5 protein-coding genes and 2 rRNA genes (1 of these 7 cut by a window edge) are annotated in these 6,643 nt (G+C 62.8%); 2 read left to right on the forward strand and 5 right to left on the reverse strand.

The features are described from left to right. Positions 1 to 9: 9 nt before the first annotated feature. Complete coding sequence (locus CRO39_RS11530) at positions 10 to 1,311, forward strand: NAD(P)/FAD-dependent oxidoreductase (protein WP_097122109.1); 1,302 nt, start codon at positions 10 to 12, stop codon at positions 1,309 to 1,311. On the opposite strand, the gene CRO39_RS11535 is transcribed toward CRO39_RS11530, so the two are convergent. After that, positions 1,284 to 1,751, reverse strand: a complete 468-nt coding sequence (locus CRO39_RS11535; protein ID WP_097122110.1) for a DUF1203 domain-containing protein — start codon at positions 1,749 to 1,751, stop codon at positions 1,284 to 1,286. The genes CRO39_RS11530 and CRO39_RS11535 overlap by 28 nt on opposite strands. A gap of 274 nt (positions 1,752 to 2,025) precedes the next feature. Between CRO39_RS11535 and CRO39_RS20935 the strand changes: the two genes are divergently transcribed. Beyond that, positions 2,026 to 2,175 carry a hypothetical protein gene (locus CRO39_RS20935; RefSeq protein ID WP_162125826.1) on the forward strand — a complete coding sequence of 50 codons (150 nt, stop codon included), beginning with the start codon at positions 2,026 to 2,028 and terminating at the stop codon, positions 2,173 to 2,175. Between the two features lie 198 nt (positions 2,176 to 2,373). Here the strand turns inward: CRO39_RS20935 and rpoH are convergent, their stop codons facing one another. From rpoH to CRO39_RS11555, 4 genes are all read right to left on the reverse strand, one after another. Further along, positions 2,374 to 3,252, reverse strand: coding sequence for an RNA polymerase sigma factor RpoH (gene rpoH, locus CRO39_RS11540; protein ID WP_097122111.1), 879 nt, complete (start codon positions 3,250 to 3,252; stop codon positions 2,374 to 2,376). Between the two features lie 108 nt (positions 3,253 to 3,360). Beyond that, positions 3,361 to 4,608: a dipeptidase gene (locus tag CRO39_RS11545; RefSeq protein WP_097122112.1), complete on the reverse strand. Its 1,248-nt coding sequence runs from the start codon at positions 4,606 to 4,608 to the stop codon at positions 3,361 to 3,363. A 103-nt stretch (positions 4,609 to 4,711) separates the two neighbouring features. Further along, a 5S ribosomal RNA gene (gene rrf / locus CRO39_RS11550) occupies positions 4,712 to 4,826 on the reverse strand. Between the two features lie 127 nt (positions 4,827 to 4,953). Beyond that, positions 4,954 to 6,643, reverse strand: a 23S ribosomal RNA gene (locus CRO39_RS11555) (it continues 1,190 nt past the right edge of the window).

Genomic DNA, 6,643 nt, shown 5'->3' on the forward strand with positions numbered 1-6,643 from the left:
GGACAATCGATGACATCACAGCCTCTCCCCGCTGTTCCCCATATCGTCATCGTCGGCGGCGGATTCGCCGGACTCTGGGCCACCCGCGCGTTGGCCAACGCGCCGGTGCGCATCACCCTGATCGACCGGCGCAACCACCATCTGTTCCAGCCATTGCTCTACCAGGTGGCCACCGCCGGTCTGTCGGCACCGGATATCGCCGCGCCGCTGCGGCACATCCTGCGCAGGCAGCGCAATGTGGAAGTGCGGCTGGCGGAAGTCGAACGCATCGACGCCGCGGGCAAGCATCTCGAGCTGGCCGGCGGCGAGCGCATCGGCTTCGATTTCCTGCTGCTCGCCAGCGGCGCCACCCACGCCTATTTCGGCCACGACGAATGGGCCGCGCACGCACCCGGCCTGAAGACGCTCGATGATGCGTTGCAACTGCGCCGCCACCTGCTGCTCGCGTTCGAGCGCGCCGAAGCCGAACCGGATCCCGCACGGCGTGCGGCCTGGCTCAACTTCGCCATCGTCGGTGGCGGACCGACCGGCGTCGAATTGGCCGGCACCCTGGCCGAGATCGCCCGCCATACGTTGAAGAACGAGTTCCGCAATATCGACCCGGCCCAGGCGCGGGTGCAATTGATCGAAGCCGGGCCGCGGGTGCTGTCCTCGTTTCCCGAAGACCTGTCGGAAAAGGCGCGCAAGCAGTTGCGACGGCTGGGCGTGGAGGTGTCGACCGGAACGCCGGTCAGCGCCATCAGCGCCGAAGGCTATCGCCTTGGCGAAGCGTTCGTACCCGCGCGCACTGTCGTCTGGGCGGCCGGGGTCGCGGCCTCGCCGCTGGCGCGCACGCTGGGGGCGCCGCTGGATCGCGCCGGCCGCGTGCTGGTGCAAGCCGACCTCAGCCTTGCGGAGCACCCGGACATCTTCGTTGCCGGAGACCTGGCATCGGTACAAAGCGATGGCCGGCCGGTGCCGGGCGTCGCCCCCGCCGCCAAGCAGATGGGACGCCATGTGGCCGAAGCCATTCGCGCGCGCCTGCGCGGCACCCCGACGGCGCCGTTCCGCTATCGCGACTTCGGCAACCTGGCGACCATTGGCCGGATGGCCGCCATCGTCCATCTCGGCAGGCTCAAGCTCTCGGGGCTGCTGGCCTGGTGGTTCTGGCTGGCTGCCCATGTGTTCTTCCTGATCGGCTTTCGCAACCGGCTGGTGGTGCTGCTCAACTGGGCCTGGGCGTACTGGAGCTACCAGCGCGGTGCACGCATCATCCTCGGCGACGACGACAGCGACCAAAGCGATCAGTCGCGGTCCACGCGGCAGGCATAGCACCCCGGACGCGCGTTGTGGATGTGCAGGTAGGCGACGCCGGCGTCGGCCAGCATACGTTCGATGATGGGTCGCGCCGCCTGACCTTCCGCCACGTCCGCCTCGCGCATCCAGCCCTCGCCATCGTAGGCGCGCAGCGACAGCAGGCGGCGCGGGAACGACGGCGGCAGTTCATCGCGGAACAGCGCGGGCGCGGCGGCCAGCTCGCGTATGTAGATGGGCCCGCTGGCGCGGTACGGTCCCGCCACGTCGTGGTGCAGGTAAGGCAACAGCAGCAGTCTCTCGCCGACCGCCGCATCCTGCAGCGAAACGCGGCAGGGATAGCCATGAGCGGCATCGGCAACCACGCGGCGGATGTTGCGCGCGGCCAACGCCTCATCATCCAGCGCCAACAACGGGCGGAAGTGTTCGGCGGAAAGACCGCGGATCACGAACGGCATGACGTCACTCCAGTGGGAAGCTGGCGCCAGCATCGGCGCTCGCGACGCGCGCCGCTATCCGGATCCTGCGCCGCGCGGGGCATCCGCGCGGGCGCGCCTTGCGGGCGCCTGTCCTCCGTCCCGGCCCAAGCCGGAACGACGACGGACCCTCTCCAGCGAAGCGTCCGATGCAACCCGTGCGGCGAGCGCCGCTTCCGGGATCAGTCCCGCCACCGCGCCTCGACTTCCTGGACCAGGGCGCTCATCAAAGCAGACGCCGTTCGGTGCCTAAGCAATGGCGACGATTGCGCTGCCGGCGTTCTCCGGACGAACGCGGGTCTTCTCGTTGCTCTACCCGGCCAATCGGCACATGCCGCTGCGTGTACGCGTGCTGGTGGACTTCCTGCTCGAACAGATAACCGGCCCCGATGCGCTCCGCGCCTGATGAAAACGCTCTATCAGGCGAGTGAATGCCGCTGCCCGATAGTCGAAAGCAGGGGGCGTCGCCGGACGCTTACGCACCGGGCAGGCGTCCGCAGACCGGAACCGGCGAAGCCGGGCGCGCGCGCCGCAACCGGGCCGCCGGAAAACCAGAAGAGGCCCCTTCCGGGGCCTCTTCTGTGGCGTCAGCGACGGCGTCCGATCAGGCTGCGAACAGCGCCTTCATCTTCTTCAGCGCATTGGCTTCGATCTGTCGGATGCGCTCGGCGGATACGCCGTATTCGTCGGCCAGTTCCTGCAGCGTGATCTTGCTGTCGGCGTCCAGCCAGCGGCGCTTGACGATATCGCGCGAGCGCTGATCCAGGCCAGCCAACCCCTCGCGCAGCAGCTCCAACTGGTTGTCTTCGCTATCGGCGCGCTCGTAGGCCTGCGACGGATCTTCGTCGTGGGCTACCAGGTAGTTGACCGGCGATGGCGGCGCATGTTCCTCGTCCTCATCGGCCGGCGCATCGAAGCCGATATCGCGGCCGGACAGGCGCGATTCCATCTCCAGCACTTCGCGCTCGGAAACGTTGAGATCCTTGGCCACGGCAGTGACTTCGGCCGCGTTCAACCAGCCCAGCCGGGTCTTGGATTTGCGCAGGTTGAAGAACAGCTTGCGCTGGGCCTTGGTGGTGGCGACCTTGACGATGCGCCAGTTCTTCAGGATGAACTCGTGCATCTCGGCACGGATCCAATGCACCGCAAAGCTGACCAGGCGCACGCCCATGTCCGGGTCGAAACGCTTGACCGCCTTCATCAGACCGATATTGCCTTCCTGGATCAGATCGCCCAGTTGCAAACCGTAGCCACTGTAGCCGCGGGCGACATGCACGACGAAGCGCAGGTGCGAATGCACCAGCTCGCGTGCCGCATCGAGATCCTCGCCGTCGCGGAAGCGGCGCGCCAGTTCCTGTTCCTCATCGACCGTCAGCACCGGAATCTGGTGCACGGCACCGATGTAGGCGTCCAGCGAGCCGAGCGCACTGGGAATCGGGAGATTGTTGGCCACCAGAGCGGTGGTAGCGGGGTTCTGGTTCATAGGCTTCATCTTAGCAGTCGCTGGCTTCGACTGCTAACCGGTGGCGGAGTTCCTTATTGTTCTGGGGATGGAACAACCTTCCGTTCATATTTTACGTAACTTATTGAATTATTTGATATCTCCAGCGGCACCCGCAACTTGCTGCGCCTGCCGCAAGACCCTCAACAGATTGCCACCCCAAATATTGGCGATGTCGGTTTCGCTGTAGCCGGCGGCGATCAATGCGGCGGTGATCTTGGGCAGCTCGGCGACGCTTTCCATCCCGGTGACGCCGCCACCACCGTCCCAATCGGCGCCGATGCCGACATGTTCGGGACCGGCGATTTCAAGGATGTGCAGCAGATGGCGCAGATAGTCGTCCAGGCTTGCGCGCGGCACCGGGTATTGCCGATCGATGCGCTCGCTTTCCTGCAGATATGCCTGTATCTGCGCCGCGTTCATCCCGCTGTCCGGACCGTACTTTTCGGAAAGCGCAGCCAGAGCGGCCTCGCGCTCGGCCAGCTTCGGTACCGGAATCAGGTAGCCGCCATATGCGTTGACATGGATTACGCCGCCTTTGGCGGCCAATCGGCGGATGCGTTCGTCATCGATATTGCGGGGGTGATCGTAGATGGCATCGGCGCTGGTGTGCGACAGCACGATAGGCGCCTGCGACAGCGTGAGCAACTGATCGAATACCGCATCGCTGGCGTGCGAAGCATCCAGCACGATGCCCAGGCGATTGGCCTCGGCCACCAGGGCCCGGCCGGCCGGGCTCAAGCCGTTCCATTCGGCGCCTTTGGGGTCGGTGGACGAATCGCCGAAATCGTTGTTCAACGTATGGGTGATGCCGAGCATGCGCAGGCCCGACTGGTGATAGGCGCTCAGCAGGCTGGGATCGGCAGCCAGCGGCGAGGCGTTCTCCATGCTGAGGAAGACCACCCGCTTGCCGCTGGCGGCGATGCGTTCGGCATCGTCGGCAGTCAAGGCCAGTTCGAAATCGCCGGCATGGGCAGCCAGCATTTCGCGGATGGCCAGCAGCCGCTGCAGGCCGTGATCGCGCGCGGCCCGGTTGCCGGCGGCATCGCGCGCGCCCTGCCCGGTGTAAATCACCCAGAAACCGCCGTCCAGGCCGCCTTCGCGCATCCTTGGCAGGTCGACCTGGGAAAAAGCGCCATCATGATCGTGGCGATCGGCGATGCTCCAGCCGGGCCGGCGCAGGTTGGCCGGCGTATCCAGATGGGTATCCAGTACCAGGATCCGCTCATGCAGTTGCACGGCCTCCGGCGATACTTCCGCCGCCTCCGCGGGAAAGCCGGCCAGCGCCACAGCGGCGAATGGGATGCAAAGCCAGGTCGGCAACATAGTCCGCTTCATGAGTCGCGATTCCCCGTGCGGGAGTGATCCAGCCGCGATTGTTTTCCATTCGCGCAAAAGAAGAAACCCCACCCTCTTACGAGGATGGGGTTTGGGGTAAAGCCCCTGGCGATGACCTACTCTTGCATGGCTTGAGCCACACTACCATCGGCGCGGCTGCGTTTCACTTCCGTGTTCGGGATGGGAACGGGTGGGACCACAGCGCTAATTTCACCAGGGAGACGGTTGGAGCGTCGCCATCCAAGTAACGGATTGAGGCGCCTGTCTCTCATAGGGTCTTGTGACGTAGCTTGCGTATTGGATTTCATCGACGTGTTCGTCGAGACCAAGGCAACTTGAGGTTATATGGTCAAGCCGCACGGATCATTAGTATCAGTTAGCTCAACGCCTTGCAGCGCTTACACACCTGACCTATCAACCACGTAGTCTTCATGGTTCCTTTAGGGGACTTGTGTCCCGGGAAGTCTCATCTTGAGGCGCGCTTCCCGCTTAGATGCTTTCAGCGGTTATCGCTTCCGAACATAGCTACCCGGCAATGCCACTGGCGTGACAACCGGAACACCAGAGGTTCGTCCACTCCGGTCCTCTCGTACTAGGAGCAGCCCCTCTCAAACTTCCAACGCCCATGGCAGATAGGGACCGAACTGTCTCACGACGTTCTGAACCCAGCTCGCGTACCACTTTAAATGGCGAACAGCCATACCCTTGGGACCGACTACAGCCCCAGGATGTGATGAGCCGACATCGAGGTGCCAAACACCGCCGTCGATATGAACTCTTGGGCGGTATCAGCCTGTTATCCCCGGAGTACCTTTTATCCGTTGAGCGATGGCCCTTCCATACAGAACCACCGGATCACTAAGTCCTACTTTCGTACCTGCTTGAGCCGTCGCTCTTGCAGTCAAGCACGCTTATGCCTTTGCACACAGTGCGCGATGTCCGACCGCGCTGAGCGTACCTTCGAGCTCCTCCGTTACTCTTTGGGAGGAGACCGCCCCAGTCAAACTACCCACCATACATGGTCCCCGCTCCGGATGACGGAGCTAGGTTAGAACGTCAAGCACGACAGGGTGGTATTTCAAGGTTGGCTCCACGACAGCTAGCGCCATCGCTTCAAAGCCTCCCACCTATCCTACACAGACGAACTCAACGTTCAATGTAAAGCTATAGTAAAGGTTCACGGGGTCTTTCCGTCTTGCCACGGGAACGCTGCATCTTCACAGCGATTTCAATTTCACTGAGTCTCGGGTGGAGACAGCGCCGCTGTCGTTACGCCATTCGTGCAGGTCGGAACTTACCCGACAAGGAATTTCGCTACCTTAGGACCGTTATAGTTACGGCCGCCGTTTACTGGGGCTTCGATCAAGAGCTTCGCCTTGCGGCTGACCCCATCAATTAACCTTCCAGCACCGGGCAGGCGTCACACCCTATACGTCCACTTTCGTGTTTGCAGAGTGCTGTGTTTTTGATAAACAGTCGCAGCGGCCTGGTTTCTGAGGCCCTCGACAGCTCAGCTGCGCATGCAGCCACCATCAAGGGCGCACCTTCTCCCGAAGTTACGGTGCCATGTTGCCTAGTTCCTTCACCCGAGTTCTCTCAAGCGCCTGAGAATTCTCATCCTACCCACCTGTGTCGGTTTACGGTACGGTCTGCGTGAGCTGAAGCTTAGGAGCTTTTCCTGGAAGCGTGGTATCGGTGACTTCGCCCTAATGGGCTCGTCTCGGTGCTCGGTGTTAAAGGAACCCGGATTTGCCAAAGTTCCACACCTACCGCCTTTCCCCCGGACAACCAACGCCGGGTACACCTAACCTTCTCCGTCCCTCCATCGCACTCACGCGAGGTGCAGGAATATTAACCTGCTTCCCATCGACTACGGCTTTCGCCCTCGCCTTAGGGACCGACTAACCCTGCGTCGATTAACGTTGCGCAAGGAAACCTTGGGCTTTCGGCGTGCGGGCTTTTCACCCGCATTATCGTTACTCATGTCAGCATTCGCACTTCCGATACCTCCAGCAACCTTCTCAAGTCACCTTCA

This window comes from Pseudoxanthomonas wuyuanensis, from assembly GCF_900215535.1.
GTDB lineage: Bacteria > Pseudomonadota > Gammaproteobacteria > Xanthomonadales > Xanthomonadaceae > Pseudoxanthomonas_A > Pseudoxanthomonas_A wuyuanensis.

Coding starts and splice junctions, on each gene's coding strand:
- CRO39_RS20935 (WP_162125826.1), top strand. CDS start 2,026: ATGGCGACGATTGCGCTGCCGGCGTTCTCCGGACGAACGCGGGTCTTC.
- CRO39_RS11535 (WP_097122110.1), bottom strand. CDS start 1,751: ATGCCGTTCGTGATCCGCGGTCTTTCCGCCGAACACTTCCGCCCGTTG.
- CRO39_RS11545 (WP_097122112.1), bottom strand. CDS start 4,608: ATGAAGCGGACTATGTTGCCGACCTGGCTTTGCATCCCATTCGCCGCT.
- CRO39_RS11530 (WP_097122109.1), top strand. CDS start 10: ATGACATCACAGCCTCTCCCCGCTGTTCCCCATATCGTCATCGTCGGC.
- rpoH (WP_097122111.1), bottom strand. CDS start 3,252: ATGAACCAGAACCCCGCTACCACCGCTCTGGTGGCCAACAATCTCCCG.